The organism is Photobacterium sp. R1, assembly GCF_054600795.1.
This window is the reverse complement of sequence record NZ_BAAHZP010000005.1, coordinates 11,653-30,376: the sequence shown is the minus strand read 5'-3', so window position 1 is coordinate 30,376 and position 18,724 is coordinate 11,653. Positions and strand designations below refer to the sequence as shown.

At 48.5% G+C, this 18,724-nt stretch carries 17 protein-coding genes; 6 read left to right on the top strand and 11 right to left on the bottom strand.

Features of this window, described 5'->3' with window-relative positions; all coding sequences use genetic code 11:
- Positions 1-182 precede the first annotated feature (182 nt).
- Positions 183-842: a Bax inhibitor-1/YccA family protein gene (locus tag ACYP03_RS09800; RefSeq protein WP_248139807.1), complete on the top strand. Its 660-nt coding sequence runs from the start codon at positions 183-185 to the stop codon at positions 840-842.
- Positions 843-970: 128 nt separating this feature from the next.
- Positions 971-1,300: a TusE/DsrC/DsvC family sulfur relay protein gene (locus ACYP03_RS09795; RefSeq protein ID WP_459779475.1), complete on the top strand. Its 330-nt coding sequence runs from the start codon at positions 971-973 to the stop codon at positions 1,298-1,300.
- 39 nt (positions 1,301-1,339) lie between these two features.
- On the opposite strand, the gene yccX is transcribed toward ACYP03_RS09795, so the two are convergent.
- Positions 1,340-1,612 carry an acylphosphatase gene (gene yccX, locus ACYP03_RS09790; protein WP_248139805.1) on the bottom strand — a complete coding sequence of 91 codons (273 nt, stop codon included), beginning with the start codon at positions 1,610-1,612 and terminating at the stop codon, positions 1,340-1,342.
- A gap of 87 nt (positions 1,613-1,699) precedes the next feature.
- Here yccX and ACYP03_RS09785 point away from each other — a divergent pair, with 87 nt between their 5' ends.
- Both ACYP03_RS09785 and ACYP03_RS09780 read left to right on the top strand, forming a co-directional pair.
- Positions 1,700-3,100 carry a methyl-accepting chemotaxis protein gene (locus ACYP03_RS09785; protein WP_459779473.1) on the top strand — a complete coding sequence of 467 codons (1,401 nt, stop codon included), beginning with the start codon at positions 1,700-1,702 and terminating at the stop codon, positions 3,098-3,100.
- A 133-nt stretch (positions 3,101-3,233) separates the two neighbouring features.
- Positions 3,234-4,424 (top strand): class I SAM-dependent methyltransferase, encoded by a 1,191-nt coding sequence (locus ACYP03_RS09780; protein WP_330959657.1) that lies wholly within the window; start codon positions 3,234-3,236, stop codon positions 4,422-4,424.
- Positions 4,425-4,585: 161 nt separating this feature from the next.
- Here the strand turns inward: ACYP03_RS09780 and cyoE are convergent, their stop codons facing one another.
- The 6 genes from cyoE to ACYP03_RS09750 all read right to left on the bottom strand — a co-directional run bounded on the left by cyoE (position 4,586) and on the right by ACYP03_RS09750 (position 10,590).
- The gene (cyoE, locus tag ACYP03_RS09775) at positions 4,586-5,449 is read right to left on the bottom strand and encodes a heme o synthase (RefSeq protein ID WP_248139802.1); all 864 of its coding nucleotides are present in this window, start codon (positions 5,447-5,449) and stop codon (positions 4,586-4,588) included.
- Positions 5,450-5,462: 13 nt separating this feature from the next.
- Entirely contained in the window at positions 5,463-5,774 is a 312-nt protein-coding gene (cyoD, locus tag ACYP03_RS09770; RefSeq protein ID WP_248139801.1) for a cytochrome o ubiquinol oxidase subunit IV, read from the bottom strand.
- On the bottom strand, positions 5,774-6,379 hold the full coding sequence (cyoC, locus tag ACYP03_RS09765) for a cytochrome o ubiquinol oxidase subunit III (RefSeq protein ID WP_459779470.1): 606 nt from the start codon (positions 6,377-6,379) through the stop codon (positions 5,774-5,776). The genes cyoD and cyoC overlap by 1 nt, the downstream gene beginning before the upstream one ends.
- Positions 6,369-8,396: a cytochrome o ubiquinol oxidase subunit I gene (gene cyoB / locus ACYP03_RS09760; protein WP_248139799.1), complete on the bottom strand. Its 2,028-nt coding sequence runs from the start codon at positions 8,394-8,396 to the stop codon at positions 6,369-6,371. Before cyoB ends, cyoC begins: the two co-directional genes overlap by 11 nt.
- An 8-nt stretch (positions 8,397-8,404) precedes the next feature.
- On the bottom strand, positions 8,405-9,304 hold the full coding sequence (gene cyoA, locus ACYP03_RS09755) for a ubiquinol oxidase subunit II (RefSeq protein WP_459779467.1): 900 nt from the start codon (positions 9,302-9,304) through the stop codon (positions 8,405-8,407).
- A 527-nt stretch (positions 9,305-9,831) separates the two neighbouring features.
- Positions 9,832-10,590: a sulfite exporter TauE/SafE family protein gene (locus tag ACYP03_RS09750; protein WP_248139797.1), complete on the bottom strand. Its 759-nt coding sequence runs from the start codon at positions 10,588-10,590 to the stop codon at positions 9,832-9,834.
- 305 nt (positions 10,591-10,895) lie between these two features.
- Here ACYP03_RS09750 and ACYP03_RS09745 point away from each other — a divergent pair, with 305 nt between their 5' ends.
- Positions 10,896-13,307: a chitinase C-terminal domain-containing protein gene (locus ACYP03_RS09745; RefSeq protein ID WP_459779464.1), complete on the top strand. Its 2,412-nt coding sequence runs from the start codon at positions 10,896-10,898 to the stop codon at positions 13,305-13,307.
- A 459-nt stretch (positions 13,308-13,766) separates the two neighbouring features.
- Positions 13,767-14,423, top strand: coding sequence for a murein L,D-transpeptidase catalytic domain family protein (locus ACYP03_RS09740; RefSeq protein ID WP_459779462.1), 657 nt, complete (start codon positions 13,767-13,769; stop codon positions 14,421-14,423).
- A gap of 503 nt (positions 14,424-14,926) precedes the next feature.
- On the opposite strand, the gene ald is transcribed toward ACYP03_RS09740, so the two are convergent.
- The 4 genes from ald to ACYP03_RS09720 form a co-directional block, all read right to left on the bottom strand.
- Positions 14,927-16,042, bottom strand: a complete 1,116-nt coding sequence (ald, locus tag ACYP03_RS09735; RefSeq protein ID WP_248139795.1) for an alanine dehydrogenase — start codon at positions 16,040-16,042, stop codon at positions 14,927-14,929.
- A 445-nt stretch (positions 16,043-16,487) separates the two neighbouring features.
- Complete coding sequence (locus ACYP03_RS09730; protein WP_248139794.1) at positions 16,488-16,754, bottom strand: hypothetical protein; 267 nt, start codon at positions 16,752-16,754, stop codon at positions 16,488-16,490.
- A gap of 98 nt (positions 16,755-16,852) precedes the next feature.
- Complete coding sequence (locus ACYP03_RS09725; protein ID WP_459779461.1) at positions 16,853-17,464, bottom strand: 2OG-Fe(II) oxygenase; 612 nt, start codon at positions 17,462-17,464, stop codon at positions 16,853-16,855.
- Positions 17,465-17,611: 147 nt separating this feature from the next.
- On the bottom strand, positions 17,612-18,673 hold the full coding sequence (locus ACYP03_RS09720) for an esterase/lipase family protein (protein ID WP_459779460.1): 1,062 nt from the start codon (positions 18,671-18,673) through the stop codon (positions 17,612-17,614).
- Between the last annotated feature and the right edge of the window lie 51 nt (positions 18,674-18,724).

Below are 18,724 nucleotides of genomic sequence, written 5' to 3'. Positions count from 1 at the left end.
AACATACTGTTACATCTTTAACTTAGGGATTCACAAGACCTCCAGTATGATTAACCCAATTGTCTGAAAATGTTTTTTTCAATTTCGCTTTAAAATTTCAATCGGTTACTATTGAAATTCCATGAAATTGTCGCCATATAAGGCAGAGTAGATTTCAACACTAACCCTGAGGGGAAGATTATATGAACGATCGTATTGTCCGTAGCAATGGCTACGAAGGCGTACTGTCAACCAACAAGGTTTTGCGTAACACGTACTTCCTGCTGTCACTGACTTTACTGTGGTCAGCTGTCGTTGCTGGTGCTGCCATGGTGATGAACCTGCCGCACCCTGGCTTTATCATTACACTGGTTGGCTTTTATGGCCTGCTGTTCCTGACAGAGAAAAACCGTAACAATGGTCTGGGTCTGGTATTTACCTTCGCGCTGACCGGCTTCATGGGTTATACCCTGGGTCCGATTCTGAACATGTATGTCAGTGCCGGTCTGGGTGACATGATTGTTCTAGCGCTCGGCGGTACCGCAGTCACCTTCATGGCCTGTTCTGCATATGCGCTGACGACGAAGCGTGACCTGTCTTTCCTGGGCGGCATGCTGCTGGCTGGTTTCATTGCGATTGTTGTGGCAATGATTGCAAACATCTTCCTGAAACTGCCAATGCTGTCGCTGGCAATCAGTGCAATGTTTGTTCTGTTCTCTTCTGCGGCGATTCTGCTGACAACTCAGTCAATCGTTCGTGGTGGTGAGACCAACTACATCTCAGCGACTGTGACGCTGTATGTATCAATTTACAACCTGTTCGTCAGCCTGCTGCAAATTCTGGGCGTGATGAATGACGACTAATCTGGTCGGTCAGTGATGAATTGAACAAGCGCCTTTCGGGGCGCTTTTCTTTTATGGCTCACACGGAATGCTTGCACCCGCCGGGTCGAATCACTATCCTTGCCGGGTAAACAATCTCGGGAAGTACCATGCTTGAATTTGACGGTAAAGTCATCGATACCGATGCTCAGGGTTATTTGAAAAATGTCAGCGACTGGACACCGGCATTAGTGCCTGTCCTGGCGCAGGAAGAAGGCGTCGCATTAACGGATGCTCATTTGGAAATTGTTCATTTTGTGCGTGAATTCTATCTTGAATTCAATACATCACCAGCCATTCGAATGCTGGTCAAAGCCATGGCCAAACAATATGGTGAAGAAAAAGGGAATTCAAAATATCTGTTCAAACTCTTCCCGAAAGGCCCTGCCAAGCAAGCCACAAAGTTAGCCGGATTGCCCAAACCAGCCAAGTGCCTGTGAGCAGGACTGGCATATCAGCCGGAGTCCCACGGGCTTCGGCTAAATAATTTCAAAACCGTCAACCGCCCGCCATTCCACCTCATCGCTGCTCAGACTGTCGACTCGGGATGCTCTCGGACCGATTTTCAGCCATTCGACCAGTCCTTCGACATGCTCTGCTTTACCGCACGCCAGCACTTCCACACTGCCGTCAGGTAAATTTTTTGCGTAACCGCTCACTCCCTTTTTCAAACCCTCATGCGCCGTATGAAAACGAAATCCCACTCCCTGAACTTGGCCGGTCACTCTGACCATGACACAAATCTGTGACATAAATCACCTCAAGATTAGTCTGTTTTATTAGATAAAAATATTAATATTCACTGACGCCACAACACTTCATTTATTCAGGAAGAAAACATGAAAGAAGTTGCATTTAGATGGATAGATAAATACCTCATCCACCTCAAACTCCAGGAAAAGTTCTATCTCCTCTTCCTGCTCCCTTTGTTTGGAATCATCACTGTCAGTGCAATTTTAGCTGATGCCGGAGAAAAGCAGCATGAAGCATTGATTTCACAGAAACTTCATTCGACAGCAAACCTGCTCGCTGAAATGAAAGTCTCTCAAATTGATGCACCAACTTTGTTGAATGGCACCCATATTACCTTAGGCCGTGGCGAGCAAGCCGTCTCAGTCCCGGGAATGAACTACAGCCTGATATCCACGGATCAATCCAGCCTGTTTGATTACCTGTCCGGCTTTCAGATGACGATGGGCATTGCAGTGATCCTGCTGACACTTGCTGTGGTCTACTACATCATGACCTTTATTGGCGGTGCAATGTTCACCACGCACAAAGCGCTGAATACACTGGCAGAAGGTGACCTCACGCAACGCCTGAACTTTTTCAAAGTCCGGGACGAGTTCAGTACCATTGCGCTCACAATTGATAAAGTGGCCGACCGCGAGCAGAAGCTGGTGCTGGCGACTCAGGAGGCAACTGCGCTGATGCAGCAAATCAGCAGTGAACTCCGCCAGCGCAGTATTCAAACCGAGCATCTTTCTGTGGAACAACAGGAACATTTAGACTCTCTGGCCAGCGCGACAGAAGAGATGGCTTCTTCAATTCGCGAAGTGGCCGCACACGCGCACCACACCTCAGAACAGACCCAGGAAGCGCAGGAGGTGACTGAACAAGGTCGTGCTCAGGTCAGTGATACCAAACAGGCGATAAATCAGCTCACCCGTGAAATTCACCAGGCTGCAGAAGCGGTGAATGAGCTGGACAGTAATGCTGCGAAAATTGATGCTGTTGTCACAACCATCAATGCAATTTCCGAGCAAACCAACCTGCTGGCCCTGAACGCTGCGATTGAAGCAGCCCGCGCCGGGGAGCAAGGGCGTGGCTTTGCCGTTGTTGCAGATGAAGTCCGTACACTGGCTGGCCGTACCCAGACAGCAACGGTAGAAATTCAGCAGATGATCGAATCCTTGCAGAAAAACAGCCGGACGCTGATGACCGTCATGCAGAGTACAGTCTCGAATGCGGGCGAAAGCGAAACGCAGATGGATTCTGTTGATCAGCAGATCACGCAGATTGCCGACCGGAATCAGCATATTTCAGACCGCAGTACAGAAATCGCAGCGGCGGCTGAACAGCAAGGCACGGTTGCCGATGGCATCGCCAGCAGTGTTGAACAAGTCCGTGAACAATCCCGCCAGGTGAAAAATGTCATTGCCCAGACAGCCAGTGATATTGAACGTCTGAACCAGCAAGCCCAGCAACTTGAAATTCTGATGAACGGCGTGAAAGCCTGACCAAATACAGTGCCGCCCTCTCCTGCTTCAGAAAGAGGGCGGAATTCCTGCCTGCCAGACTGGCTTCCGGTTGATTTTCCTTCCTGCGAACAAGATAATACGCCCCCATTCTTTTACAGCTTCTGGTCCGAACATGACAGCTTCTATCTATCTGGTGAAAGGGCGTGAAAAATCACTGCGCCGTCGCCATCCCTGGGTTTTTTCTCGTGGTATTCAGCGTGTTGAAGGCACTCCGGGTTTAGGCGAAACCGTTGACGTCTATGATCACAAGGGCGAATGGCTTGCCCGTGGCGCCTATTCTCCCCAGTCGCAGATCCGTGTCCGTGTCTGGACTTTTGATCAAAACGATACCATTGATACCCAATTTTTCATGAAACGCCTTCAGGCGGCTCAGGGCCTGCGTGACATTCTTGCAGAGCGTGACGGCTTAACCGGCTATCGCCTGATTGCAGCAGAGTCTGACGGTCTGCCGGGTATCACCATCGATCGCTATCAGGATTTTCTGGTCTGCCAGCTCCTGAGTGCCGGTGCTGAAGCACAAAAAGACAATCTGGTTGAAGCGCTGAAAACCTGCTATCCGGAATGTAGTATTTATGAGCGCTCTGATGTGTCCGTACGGAAAAAGGAAGGTCTGAAACAGCGTACCGGTGTCCTGCACGGCGAAGAGCCACCTGCAGTTGTAACCATTGAAGAAAACGGCATCAAAATCAATGTTGATATCGTTGGCGGCCACAAAACAGGTTTCTACCTGGATCAGCGTGACAGCCGTCAGGCAGCGATCAAGTACGTGAAAGGCAAACGTGTCCTGAACTGTTTCTGCTATACCGGCGGATTTGGCCTGTACGCCCTGAAAGGTGGTGCTGATCAGGTCATCAACGTGGATGTCTCACAACCAGCGCTGGATACAGCCCGTCAAAACGCAGAAATCAACGACCTGCCGGTCGAAAACGCCGAGTTCGTGAATGCAGACGTATTCAAACTGCTGCGCGAATACCGGGAGCGAGGCGAGCAATTTGACGTGGTGATCATGGATCCGCCAAAGTTTGCGGAGTCGAAAGCACAACTGGTTGGCGCCTGCCGGGGCTATAAAGACATCAACATGCTGGCGATGCAGATTCTGAAACCGGGCGGCACACTGCTGACCTACTCGTGCTCTGGTCTGATGGACAGCAATCTGTTCCAGAAAATCATTGCGGATGCGGCGCTGGATGCAAAACGTGAAGTACAATTCATTGAACGATTCAGTCAGGCTGCGGATCACCCGCTGGATTCAGCCTATCCGGAAGGTTTCTATCTGAAAGGCTTCGCCTGTTACGTGAAATAACAGTTGATAGAAATGTAAATTACAGGCAAAAAAAATGGTTTTTCACTGACTCGATGGAGATAGTATCGAGTCAGGAAAAACCAAAACCGTAATAAAAGTAGCTAATTAAAGTTGTTAGCCAAGAGAGTGTTGAATCGGTACATGCAGTGATTCGTTTGCTGTCAAACGAACGGAATTAACTCCAGTCCCAGCACACAGCTGATGCCGGTCACTACAAACAGTGATGTCTTGAATACTGATTTTGACCACTGTACAAAGTTGTTCTCATTCAGAGAACGGAATGTGACGACGCACCACCACAGGCAGACACCCGACGTCACCAGTAAATATTCATAACCGCTGTAACCCAGTCCGAACATGGCCAGAGCAACAACTGTAAAAGCCACGACATAAGCCATCATATGACGACGGGCTTTATGAATGCCTTCCACAACCGGCAGAACCGGAATGCCGGCATTTTTATAGTCCTGCATGCGGAACATCGCAATCGCGTACGAGTGCGGCATTTGCCACAGGCAAAACATCGAAAACAGCAAAATAGCTTCCAGGCTGATGTAATTTGTGACAGCCAGATAACCCACTAATGGCGGTACCGCACCGGACACACTGCCCACTAACGTACCGTACACTGAGTTCCGCTTATACCACATGGTGTAAAAGAACACGTAAAACACGAATCCCAGTAGAACCACTACGGCAGACAACGGATTCGCCTGCTGATACAGCACTGCAGTACCAGACAGAAGCAGCACGATGGCGTATATAAACGCAGCATCTGCATTGATTTCCCCTTTCGCCAGTAAACGGCTCTGGGTGCGAGACATCTTCTGATCGATATCCCGGTCAAAAATATTGTTGATCACGCAACCGGAAGCAATCACAAACGCAACGCCCAGCAATGTGTAAATCAGGAGGGGCCCGTCGAGCCCCTCCGTTTTCGCAGCCAGAAAATATCCGGCCAACACAGAGATGAGGTTACCGATGATGATCCCAGGTTTGGTAATGGAAATATATCCTTTGATCATATCGTCATCCGGCTTACAGCAGCATGTTCACGTGCAGATTGACCATGATCCAGATGGAACCGGCAATCAGAATCAGCACGATAATCGCTGTGAAGATAAAGGACATGGAGTTCCACAGTCCCTGTTCAGAGCGATCCATGTGCAGGAAGTACACCAGATGCACCACCAGCTGAACCACAGCACACACCAGCAGAATCGCAACGGTTGTTGTGGTTGGCAGGCTTTTGGTTGCTGCGAAGTAAAAAGGAATAATGGTCAGAATCAGTGACGCAATAAACCCTTTAATGTAATCACCGTAACCGGTTTGATGCTCTTGCTTCGCCATTACAATACTCCCAGCAGGTACACGATGGTGAATACGCAGATCCAAACGATATCCAGGAAGTGCCAGAACATACTCAGACAATGGAAACGGGTTTCCATCACGTCGTTCAGGCCTTTGGTATTCAGTTGAATCAGACACACAACCATCCAGATCATACCGGCAGTCACGTGCAGACCGTGGGTTCCGACCAGTGTGAAGAATGCAGACAGGAACGCGCTGCGATCCGGGCCGAAGCCTTCTTCAATCAGGTGATGGAACTCATACACTTCCATGGCCAGGAAACCAAAGCCCAGCAGGAAAGTCACGTACATCCAGCGCTTCAGACCCGCAATGTCTTTGCGTTTCATCGCGATCATACCGAAGCCGAAAGTGATACTGCTGAACAGCAGCATCATGGTTTCAGTAAATACAAACGGCAGCTCAAAAATATGCTTGCCACTCGGACCACCAGCCGTATTGCCACACAATACGGCATAGGTAGCAAAGAGCGTTGCGAACAGAATGCAGTCGCTCATCAGGTAAATCCAGAAGCCTAGCTGCTTGGTTTCACCGATGTCGTGATGGTGTTCGTCGTGCTCGTGATGACCAACCGCATTAGTGTGCATAGTCGACCTCCATCTCGTCTTCGTCGTCTTTCGATGTTGGTGTCGTGGTCGCACCAGCAACACGTGCTTTATGGGCTTCCTCAATCGCTTTCACTTCTTCAACTGTGACGTAGTAGTCCACATCGTCGTTGAAGCTGTGCTTGATCCATGCGCCGATCATACCCACCAGACCGACTGCAACCAGCCACCAGATGTACCAGATCAGACCAAAACCAAACAGCAGTGCGTATGCAGAGATGATGACACCTGTCCCTGTGTTTTTCGGCATATGAATAGGTTCATATTTCACAGGCTGATTCGTTTCACCACGTTCTTTCTGATACCAGAATGCATCCAGTTCGTTACCTTCAGGCAGTTTGGCAAAGTTGTAGAACGGTGGCGGAGACGAGGTCGCCCACTCCAGCGTACGGGCATCCCACGGGTCACCGGTGACATCACGCAGAGCTTCACGGTCACGGAAAGTGACGTACAGCTGCATGATCTGACACAGAATACCGCACAGAATCAGCACCGCACCGCAGGCAGCAACGGCCAGCATCGGGAAATACTGTGGTTCAATATGCTGGCTCAGACGACGGGTCATGCCCATGAAGCCCAGGACGTACAGCGGCATGAATGCAACGAAGAAACCGATGATCCAGAACCAGAAGGCACGAACACCCCATTTCTCGTCCAGCTTGTAGCCAGTCGCTTTCGGGAACCAGTAAGCAAAGCCTGCAAAGCAGCCGAAGACCACACCGCCGATAATCACGTTATGGAAGTGCGCAATCAGGAACAGACTGTTGTGCAGCACAAAGTTCGCTGCAGGCACTGCCAGCAGAACGCCGGTCATCCCACCAATGGTAAAGGTGAACATGAAACCGATGGTCCACAGCATAGGCGTCGTGAACTTAATCCGGCCGCGGTACATAGTGAACAGCCAGTTAAAGATCTTCACTCCTGTCGGGATCGAAATCACCATGGTGGCAATCCCGAAGAAGGCATTCACGTTCGCACTTGCACCCATCGTGAAGAAGTGGTGCAGCCATACGATGAAGGCCAGGAAGGTAATGACACCAGTTGCCCACACCAGAGAGGTATAACCGAACAGCTTCTTCCGCGAGAAGGTCGCAACCACTTCAGAGAACACACCGAAGACCGGCAGCACCAGAATGTATACTTCCGGGTGACCCCACGCCCAGATCAGGTTGACGTACATCATCATGTCGCCACCCATATCTACGGTGAAGAAGTGCGTGCCCAGGTAACGATCCAGTGTCAGCAGCGCAATGGTCACGGTCAGGATTGGGAACGAAATAATGATCAGAATGTTTGCACACAGGGATGCCCAGGTGAATACAGGCATCTTCATCATTGGCATCGATGGTGTACGCAGACGCATGATGGTGGTGAAGAAGTTCACACCTGACAGAGTCGTACCGATCCCGGATATCTGCAATGCCCAGATCCAGTAATCGACCCCGACCCCAGGACTGTACTCTTTACCCGACAGTGGCGGATATGCCAGCCAGCCCGTTTGAGCAAACTCACCCACAAACAGAGACATGTTGATCAGTACCACACCCACAACGAACAGCCAGAAGCTCAGGGAGTTCAGGAATGGGAAAGCAACGTCACGTGCACCAATCTGTAGTGGAATCACGATGTTCATCAGGCCGATGATAAACGGCATCGCCATGAAGAAAATCATGATCACGCCGTGTGCAGAGAAGACCTGATCATAGTGATGTGGCGGCAGGTAGCCGGTCTCTCCCGCGGCAGACAGCACTTGCTGGCTCCGCATCATGATGGCATCCGCAAAACCACGCAGCATCATCACAAACGCGACGATGATGTACATCACACCAATTTTTTTGTGATCGACAGTAGTGAACCACTCTGTCCAGAGGTAGCGCCATTTACCCAGATAGGTAATGCCGCCTACCAGGGCGGCACCGCCCAGCAATACGATCGCCAGCGTCACCATGAGGATTGGCTCATGGAAAGGAATGGCGTCCAGTGTTAATCGTCCAAACATAATATGTCCTAGAATGTTTGCTCAGAAGAAAATTCCGGCGTGATCGTACACGTCAGCGAACCTTCAAACTGATTCAGGATGGTAAGCAACATGTCAGAAGGCACATGTGAGTAATAACTCACTGGCACGTTCTCACTTGGCTTCGCGATGGTCTGGAAGTCATTCAGGGTCTTCATCTGATTGTCAGATGCCTGAACTTTTTGCACCCACTCGTCGAAGGTTGCCTGATCTTCCAATGCCAGCGCTTTAAACTTCATGCCAGAGAAGCCGTGACCGCTATAGCCCGCTGAAATACCATCGAAAACACCAGCTTCATCAGCAATCAGATGCAATTTGTTCAGCATACCGGTCATGGCGTAAATCTGACTGCCAAGCTGTGGAATGAAGAACGAGTTCATGACGCTGTTTGAGGTGACATGGAACTCAACTGGGACACCTTTCGGGAATGCCACTTCGTTGATGGTCGCAATGTTTTGATCCGGATAGATAAACAGCCATTTCCAGTCCAGAGAAACGACTTCGATTTTCATCGGCTCCACTGTACTTTCAATCGGTTGTCTTGGATCAAGTGCGTGAGTAGAACGCCAGGTAATCGTGCCTAAAATGGCAATAATAATAATTGGCACAGTCCACACAACCAGCTCAATCTTGGTTGAGTGAGACCACTCTGGCGTATATGTTTCGCCGGTGTTTGATTCACGATACTTAAACGCAAAGTAGAACGTCATCAAAATAACCGGAATAACGACAATCAGCATCAGTAACAAAGATGTGATTATCAAATCTTTTTCTGCAACACCGATCCGACCTTTTGGATCAAGCAGCGCAAATTGACATCCTGACAGGAATAGGCTCATAAAAAATACAAAGCCACCCGACAAGATATTCTTATATCTTGAGGTTTTCATGTTCTCTCTCAGCTTTTTGGGCAAAAGTCGTCATTCAAAAAGTCACAAGCACAGATCGAACGACTACATGAGTTATTATTTTGATCTGAATCAATACGCAGTTGCTGCGTCCGGAGTCTAATAAGGTAACCCCCTGACTAATCAGTGGTACGCTTTATAAACGCTCACTGGTTAACCAAACGATCAGGCTTATTCGTACGCCACACCCAGCGTCGGACACACCTCCTCACAGATTGTTACATTTGAAATATTTTGCCACTTTCACTTCTGAGTTAACACTCACTAAAAATGAAACATTAGATCTAGCATTTGAAATCTTGCTTAAAGTGTGACCGTTTAGACAAAAAAAACGCAATTAACCATATTTAAAGTATGGCTAATCACGATTTTTAAATCAGAAAAACAGAGTGAATGTGTGATGCGTTGAATAATATTCAGTTCAATGCATTTGCAATGAGAGGAGTAAATTTCAATATATTATTGTTAATTTTATCAACAAATAAAATTAAATAAATTAACCAGAGTTTTTAATTTAGCATTGCTGCAATACAGCCGCTGAGCGTCATTAAAAATAAAAACCACTTCAATGTTTTCGCACTGGCATGAATCGCAAACTTCACAGCAAGGTGAGTTCCGAGAATTGTTCCTGCCGCAAGTACAAGCCCGGGAAGCCACAAAACCAGTCCTTCATAAATAAACAAAGCCAGAGCGACAATCGTGAACATCAATGTACACAGCATCTTCAGTGCGTTCGCTCTGACCAGATCGTAGCGCAGCGTCCCGGCAAGCGCAGCTAGAAGCACAAAACCGACTCCCGCCTGGACAAACCCGCCGTAAAAACCCGCAATCCCCAATCCCCACCAGGAGCTTGGCGTTTCTGCCACTTTCCTGGCAATGGTCCCGGGCTCAGGTGCAACCACACTTGGCTTCACCAAAATGATCAGCGCCATCAGCAGCATCGTGCCCAACAGCAAAGGCTTGATCCACTCAGAAGGAGCATATGCAGCAGCACCGGCTCCAATCAACCCGCCAATGACCGTGGGAAGTATGATTGGCCCTGCATCGCTGAACTCCAGTTTTCCATGCCGGCGGAATCCGAAAACGGCCGTGATTGCCTGTAAAACGACACCTAACCGGTTGGTCGCATTTGCCACTTCAGCAGGCATCCCCATCACCATCAATGCAGGCAGCGTCAGGTTCGACCCGCCACCAGCCAGGGTATTGATGATACCGGCAAGAAACCCTGTGAACAGTAACAGTGACGCGTGGAACAATGTGATATCCATATTCATTCCTAATCAGCCCGAAGAAGTCAGCAGTTATAACCGACACCATAACATTTTGTATACATGAAGCATTCCTAATTCCCTGATCAAACAGCTTATTTCTGCCTAAAAACCAACCAGACAATTTGTTTGCCCACGCAAAGTAATGGTGAATATGTTACAGAATCTGGCCAAATTTGTGTGATCATTGACCAATATCCGAACAATTAAACTCGGAATAACAAGAAAAAACCTATAGTTATTTCACGACTAAACATAAGTCTGTCACTTATTTTATTTTTTAATTTTTTGTTAAGGAACCATAGATGTTAACGATGAAACAAAAGCGCAAGCATGCGAAGCATGGCTTTGCGCTGGCTGCTCTCAGTGCAGCCTGTATGCTGAGTTTCCAGACGCAGGCTGCAACAAATTGTCGTCCGGATGGTTTATACCAGACGCCGGGTGTCACAGTCCCCTACTGTACTGTGTATGATCAGGACGGCCGCGAAAAGATGGGCGCCGACCATGCGCGACGCGTTATTGGTTACTTCACCAGCTGGCGCAGCAGCGGTGATCCGCAAAACAGCTACCTCGTCAGCGATATCCCATGGGAAAACCTGACGCACATTAACTATGCCTTTGTCAGTATTGGTTCTGACGGCAAAGTGAATGTCGGTAATGTCAACGATCCCAATAACCCGGCAGTCGGTAAAGAATGGCCAGAGGTCGAAATTGACCCGGCGCTGGGTTTTAAAGGCCACTTCGGTGCCTTGGCAACAGCCAAAATTAAACATGGTGTCAAAACGCTGATTTCCATCGGCGGATGGGCTGAAACGGGCGGTCACTTTGATGATAACGGGAACCGGGTTGCAGACGGTGGTTTCTATACCATGACCACAAACGCTGACGGCAGCATCAATCATCAGGGTATCCAGACCTTCGCTGACTCAGCTGTTGCGATGATGCGTCAGTACAAGTTTGATGGTCTGGATATTGACTATGAATATCCTACCAGCATGCAAGGTGCCGGTAACCCGGATGACTTCGCTTATTCTGATGCAATGCGCCCTCACCTGATGAAGTCCTATCATGAGCTGATGAAAGTACTGCGTGAGAAACTTGACCAGGCCAGTGCTCAGGATGGCCATCACTACATGCTGACGATCGCAGCGCCTTCATCCGGCTATCTGCTGCGCGGCATGGAGACCATGGCGGTTACCAAATACCTCGACTATGTCAACATCATGAGCTACGACCTGCACGGTGCGTGGAACGAATTTGTCGGTCACAATGCTTCACTGTACGACAGTGGTCTGGATGCTGAACTCCAGGCGGGGAATGTCTATGGTACGGCACAGTACAAGAAGACCGGTTATCTGAATACCGACTGGGCTTACCATTACTTCCGTGGCTCTATGCCTGCTGGCCGGATTAACATTGGTGTACCTTACTATACCCGTGGCTGGCAAGGGGTCACAGGCGGAACCAATGGCCTGTGGGGCCGGGCTGAACTGCCAAACCAGAGTGACTGCCCTGCAGGAACCGGTGCCGGCACCAGCAAGTGTGGCTTTGGTGCAACCGGCATTGACAACATGTGGCATGACAAAGACGCCAACGGCAAAGAAATGGGTGCAGGCTCCAACCCAATGTGGCATGCCATGAACCTTGCGAACGGCATTTATGGTAGCTATACGGCGGCATATGGCCTTGATCCGGTCAACGATCCGGATGATGTTCTGCGTGGTACCTATAGCCGTCATTACGACAGCGTGTCTGTCGCACCTTGGTTGTGGAACGCCGAGAAGAAAGTTTTCCTGTCAACCGAAGATAAAGAGTCAATTAACACCAAAGCAAACTATGTTGTCGATCAGGGCATTGGTGGGATCATGTTCTGGGAACTGGCAGGTGACTACAACTGCTACAACCTGGATGCCAACGGTAACCGCACCACAGTTGATGAAAGCGAAAACGCTTGTAAGACAGGCAATGGTGAATACCACATGGGTCACACCATGACCAAAGCCATTTACGACAAGTTTGCCAGTGCGACACCTTACGGTAATACCGTCGCTGAAAGCGCGATTCCAACATCCGCTGTGAATGTTGAAGTTGGCGTTTCCGGTTTCAAAGTCGGTGATCAGAACTATCCGCTGAACCCAACCATGACTGTGACGAACAAAACCGGTGTGGCATTGCCGGGTGGCACGGAATTCCAGTTCAATATTCCGACTTCCACCCCGGACAATATGTCGGATCAATCCGGTGCAAATCTCACAGTCATCGCTTCCGGCCATAGCCGTGGTGACAATGTGGGTGGCCTGGATGGCAGCTTCCACCGTGTCTCTTTCAGCCTGCCAAGCTGGAAGCAGCTCGGTAACAACGAGAGCTTTGATCTGACGCTCAACTACTTCCTGCCAATCTCAGGTCCTGCGAATTACACCGTCCGTGTGAATAACACAGATTATGCGCTGGCCTTTGAACATCCGGAGCTGCCATTGGCTGATCTGAACAATGGCGGTGGTGATACCGGAGGTGGTGACGGAAATCCTGGTGACTGTGTCACCACAGGCATCAACACTTACCCGAACTGGCCACAAACGGATTGGGAAGGAAACCCAAGCCATGCGGCAAGCGGAGACAAGATTATCTACAACGGTGTTGTCTATCAGGCAAAATGGTGGACCAACTCAGTACCGGGCAGTGACGGCAGCTGGGACACTGTTTGTAGTGTCCAGTAACCGAAGAAAGATTCTGCTCAATAAAGCGGGCACACATGCCCGCTTTTTTACGCCTGAAGATTTGTTTATTTTTTAACCCGAATCATTCTGGGCCAACAAAAAAATGCGATATTAAGCTCAAAATTCAAACAAACAGTGCATGCACATAATTTTTCTGCTTTTTCCTAGTCACGACTTCTTTTCTCTTTCCAAAACAGGATATTATTCCTGGAAGAGGTAGTAATTTGTTAAAAATGAAATATTACTACCAGGGATGGAGTTAATTTTTCATTAAACACTGTTCATATTTTAATTTACTGTTTTGTATTAATAAATGTATCAATTTTGAGAATTTAACCGCAAAACAGCTTGAAAAGTTTTGACGTAAAACTAGTGATAAGAGGGCTAAAAAAATTCAAATCCTATGGTAGAGTCACTTTGTCTTTGGCATAAACGAATTAGAAGAGTGTAATCAAGGAAATGAAACAAGCCATCTACCTATTCATTTTAATTTTTTGTTATCTCCCGCAATATGCATCAGCCAGCACAATTCAGGGACCCGCAAAACAACAAATACAGCAGAACAAAAATCCTGACATTTTAATTCAGCATGTGTACGAAGAAGCAGGTTTGAAAGGAAAGCTGGATTACGATGTCTTTCAAAATGGATATAACGAATATTACAATACAAAAGGACGTAAAAAACAGCTGCTGACCATTATTGACTACAGCAAACCTTCTACAGAAAAACGTTTTTTTGTCATTGATTTAAAAAACAACCAACTCCTGTTCCATACGTATGTCACCCATGGTGTGAACAGTGGTGGTGTTGTTGCCAAACACTTCTCAAACATTGTGAATTCACGTCAGACGTCACTGGGCACCTTTCTCACAGATACCACTTATTTTGGCGGGAACGGCTACTCACTGCGCCTGGATGGTCTGACGAAAGGCAAGAACGATAATGCACGCCGCCGTTATATTGTGGTTCACGGTGCACCCTATGCAACTGAAGACTTCATTCGTCGTCATGGTTATTTAGGACGCAGTTGGGGTTGCCCTGCTCTGCCGAAAAATCTATCCAAAGAAATCATCGATACAATTAAAGGTGGCAGCGTTATCTACGCTCGCGCATGATTTAAACAATCTGACCAACTTTTATCTTGGCCTTTATATTCTCATAAAGGCCATTTTCATTGTCAGAGAAATATCAATTCCTGCTTTCATGATCATTCCTGATAGATTGATCCCAATTTTCACTTCAGCGCCATTCATTCTGAATAGAAAGCCGGATTTATGTGTCTGATTATTTAGACAGGTCGACACTATCCCATCTTTGCCTGTACTTTCTATCCGGTATCAGATGTCAGATATTCCGACAGAATCTCAATCCACCATTCACATCATCACGAAGACAGACATAACCAAAGTGATTCACATGAAGGCGTCTCTGCAAAGCCAGCAATGATGAATATAGTGAGCTTATTAAGGCAAATAAAGCAACGCAGAGGCATGAGGTTGAAATGAAGAGATTCTGTGAGATTCGCTGCCCGGTCAATTTCAGCTGCGTTCATCACCAACACAAAGCAAAAAAAATCCCTGCCGAAGCAGGGATTCGTTTCATTCGCTCAAAAGCAAGCTTATGCCAGTACTTCTGCGGCATCTACATATGGCAGATCCAGAGCAGTAGACACTTCGTGGCAAGTGATTTGACCACGGTAAACATTCAGGCCGTTCAGCAGATGTTTGTCTTCTTTCAGCGCTGCTTTATAACCTTTGTTTGCCAGTTTCAGGATATATGGCAGAGTCACGTTGTTCAGTGCGAAAGTTGAAGTACGCGCAACGGCACCTGGCATGTTCGCAACACAGTAGTGAACCACATCGTCAACGATAAAGGTTGGATCACTGTGAGTTGTCGCATGAGAAGTCTCAACACAGCCACCCTGGTCAATCGCAACGTCAACGATTGCAGAACCTGGCTTCATCTTTTTCACCATTTCAGCGGTAACCAGTTTCGGAGCAGCAGCACCTGCAACCAGAACACCACCGATGACCAGATCCGCTTCCAGTACGTGTTTCTCAATCGCGTCTTTCGTCGAATAAACACACTGTACTTTGCCTTCAAACTGAGCATCCAGTTTACGCAGAACATCGATGCTGCGATCCAGCACAACAACATTTGCTCGTAGACCAACAGCCATTTGTGCTGCGTTTGCACCAACAACACCACCGCCGATCACAACAACTTTCGCAGGCTCAACACCCGGGACACCGGCCAGCAGCATGCCGCAACCGCCACGAGATTTTTCCAGAGCAAAAGCACCAGCCTGGATTGACATACGACCAGCAACTTCAGACATCGGTGCCAGCAGTGGCAGACGGCCAGCTTCATCAGTCACAGTTTCGTAAGCGATACAGACCGCTTTGCTGTTCACCAGATCGTGTGTCTGCTCTGGGTCTGGTGCCAGGTGCAGGTAAGTAAACAGAATCTGACCTTCACGCAGCATTGCACGCTCAACAGCCTGAGGCTCTTTTACCTTCACAATCATTTCTGCTTCAGCAAAAACATCAGCAGCTGTTGGCAGAATTTTCGCACCAGCATCAATGTAGTCCTGATCGCTGAAACCGATACCGACACCCGCCTGAGTTTCAACGTAGACCGTGTGACCGTGTGCAACCGCTTCACTCACGGAAGCCGGCACCATACCCACGCGGTATTCATGAACTTTAATTTCCTTAGGTACACCAATAATCATGTTCGTTTCCTTGCTGCTTGTCAGAGGTTGTGAAGACAATAATAGAATCCAATTGAAATGTGTCACCGTTTTTTAACCAAAAACCAACAAATGAAACCAATCAAATCTATCAATACAGCATTTCATCCTGTTTATGACTTACATCACACAACAAAAGGTCAAAAATAGCATCCATTACAGGCCCTATCACTGGATTCAAGACTAAAAACTGGCCTTAAAGTCCAAATAACACCAAAAAATCAGAATTTTTAACTTTACTGATAATATTCACATCCTAAATAAATGCAGTCGTGCTGCCGTTCAGAAAAAGGCGGAATAAAATTCCAATATTTTGGGGTGTGCGCCAGCTAAAACTGAAATATTTGACTAAGGAAGGCAGAAAAGCGGGATAAAAAACAACAACGCCACCCGAAGGTGGCGTACAATGGCGAGGCTTTACAGAAATTTAAACGTCGTCTTCCCAGGGCATCTCAGGTAAAGCATCCAGATGCTCTGAGTATCGCTTGAGATTGAACTCGCCATCGTTTTTGGCAACATCGAATACTTCGACAGACAGGGCGCAAGCAATCATCTCAATCGCTTCTTCTCTTGGAGTCCCGGTCATCACCAGACGCATCAAAGTCTCTTTCACCTTGATCGGGTTACCGTCGGCCAACTGGTTTTCGACAGCTTCCACCAGCATTTCGCCTGTCATGATGTCGTCGTCTTGCATGGATATATCCTTCGTTGAATCAGAATCAAAAAAGCATACTACAGGAGCCTGACGCCGATCTCTATGCTGCGATCTCTGCACTCAGGCTTGATTGATGTTTACAGCGCAATATCCAGCGTACCGTGACTGACGCCATTGAGCCTGAACCAGCCAGCAATACTGAATCGCTGACGATTCGCGGGTAATACCTCGTGCGGGAAATCTTCTGATAAGAACACCACCAGCCGCCCCCCTTTGGGTGTCAGTCGTGTTAAATAGCTGTCGTCATCCTGATACATCACCAGTTCCCCCCCATCGGACTCTTGCCAGTCCTTCGGATTAAGGTAGAAAACAGTGGTCAGTTTACGGTTCGCCCGGCCACGAAAACTGTCCTGGTGCTTCAGATAAAAATCGCCCGGCTCATATTTAGCAAAATGTGCTTCATATTCGAACAGCCCCAGATAAAGATATCGGTTCGCAGCCTGGCGAATCATTTCCATCTTTTCCAGATAATCCCGGACCGGCTGACCCATATCTTCCGACAACCAATGGATCTTGTCACTGCGCACAGTATGTAGCAGTGCATGATCATCCTGACGTCCGATCCCCGCCTGAGACCACTCAGATGGCAGGCACTGATACAACGCATCCACTTCAGTGACCGAAAGAAAGTCATCCCATACACACCAGCCTTGCGTGTGCAGTGTGTCAATCATGGCTTCAAAATCCATGGCGTGTCCGTCTGTATACCTAAGATGAGGGCTTTATAGACACTCGCTCTGCGGCACTCAAATCATTCCATGACTGATGACGGCAATTTTTTTTCATGGATAAACAGATTCAATCATGACTACAAAATGATTTCATCGATATACGCATTAATGACTATTAGCAAGCACCCAGCCTTGCACCCGACGGGCAACACCGGGATCGGTCAGCAAGCCCATATGATTCATACCACCACACACCCATTGATTTTGCACTGGAAACTCTAAAGACAGATGGTGTTCGGTTGCTTCACCCAGTGCGCTGGCAACCGGCACCAGCCCGTCACCTAACCGGCGGCTTCGTGCATCCTGCACATTCTTGCGAAGACAGCCGGCGATCGCAAAGCAGGCGACACCATCTGGCAACGGCGGACGAAGCTGTCCTGTATCCGGAACACGACGTTCCCAGGCCGCATGATGAATCGCCCCATGACAAAGATCTTTACTCCCGGCACTTCGCATTCTGGCCAGTGTTGCAAACGGCTGAAGATAAGGGACCGCGGCAGTACGCTCTTCAACCCAATGGACCATCTGCGCCAGCGGAGCTCCGTTGTGCGGTGTGCCCAAAGTGATCAAAGTGGCCAGTTTCTGAATCCATTTCACCTGATGCCGGTTTGCATAAAAACAGGCACTGCGACTGACAAGCCCGCCCATGCTGTGAGCAATCAACACAATCTCTTTCACTTCACAGGGCCAGATATCGACCAGCTTCTCCAGCATCAGCGCAAACTCTTCCCCGTTTGTTGAAACATGCCTGCCGGTGTTATAGCGAAGATAAACAGGTGTGTAACCAAACTTAGCCAGCGCTCTTCCGTGGTCATGTGACTTCCGCTGCCACTGGCTGTCGTTCATACACCAGCCATGGACACAAATCACCAGTCGCGGCTGAGGTGCCTTCAACTGCCCGGCAAGCACCACAGGATCCAGGTTCAGGCGCATCATCTGACTGCTGAATGCCATCGTTTGAGCCAGACGGCTTCGCCGCTCTGCCAGCCCGTCCCCCATCAGACCATTCAGGGTCGCGATCACCAAATCGCTTGGGGCAGGCGGCAACCCGGATTCAAGGAAATCACCGAGCCCGGCTTGCCATTGCACTGCATTTGTCGAGACACGGTCCGACAAATCATTGAGCCATAATTGGAGGGTGCGGTTCATCCGCTGTTTCAATGCCATGGTATTTACCTCGCGATTACCTTAATCATCAGATCTGGTACCACGAAGATC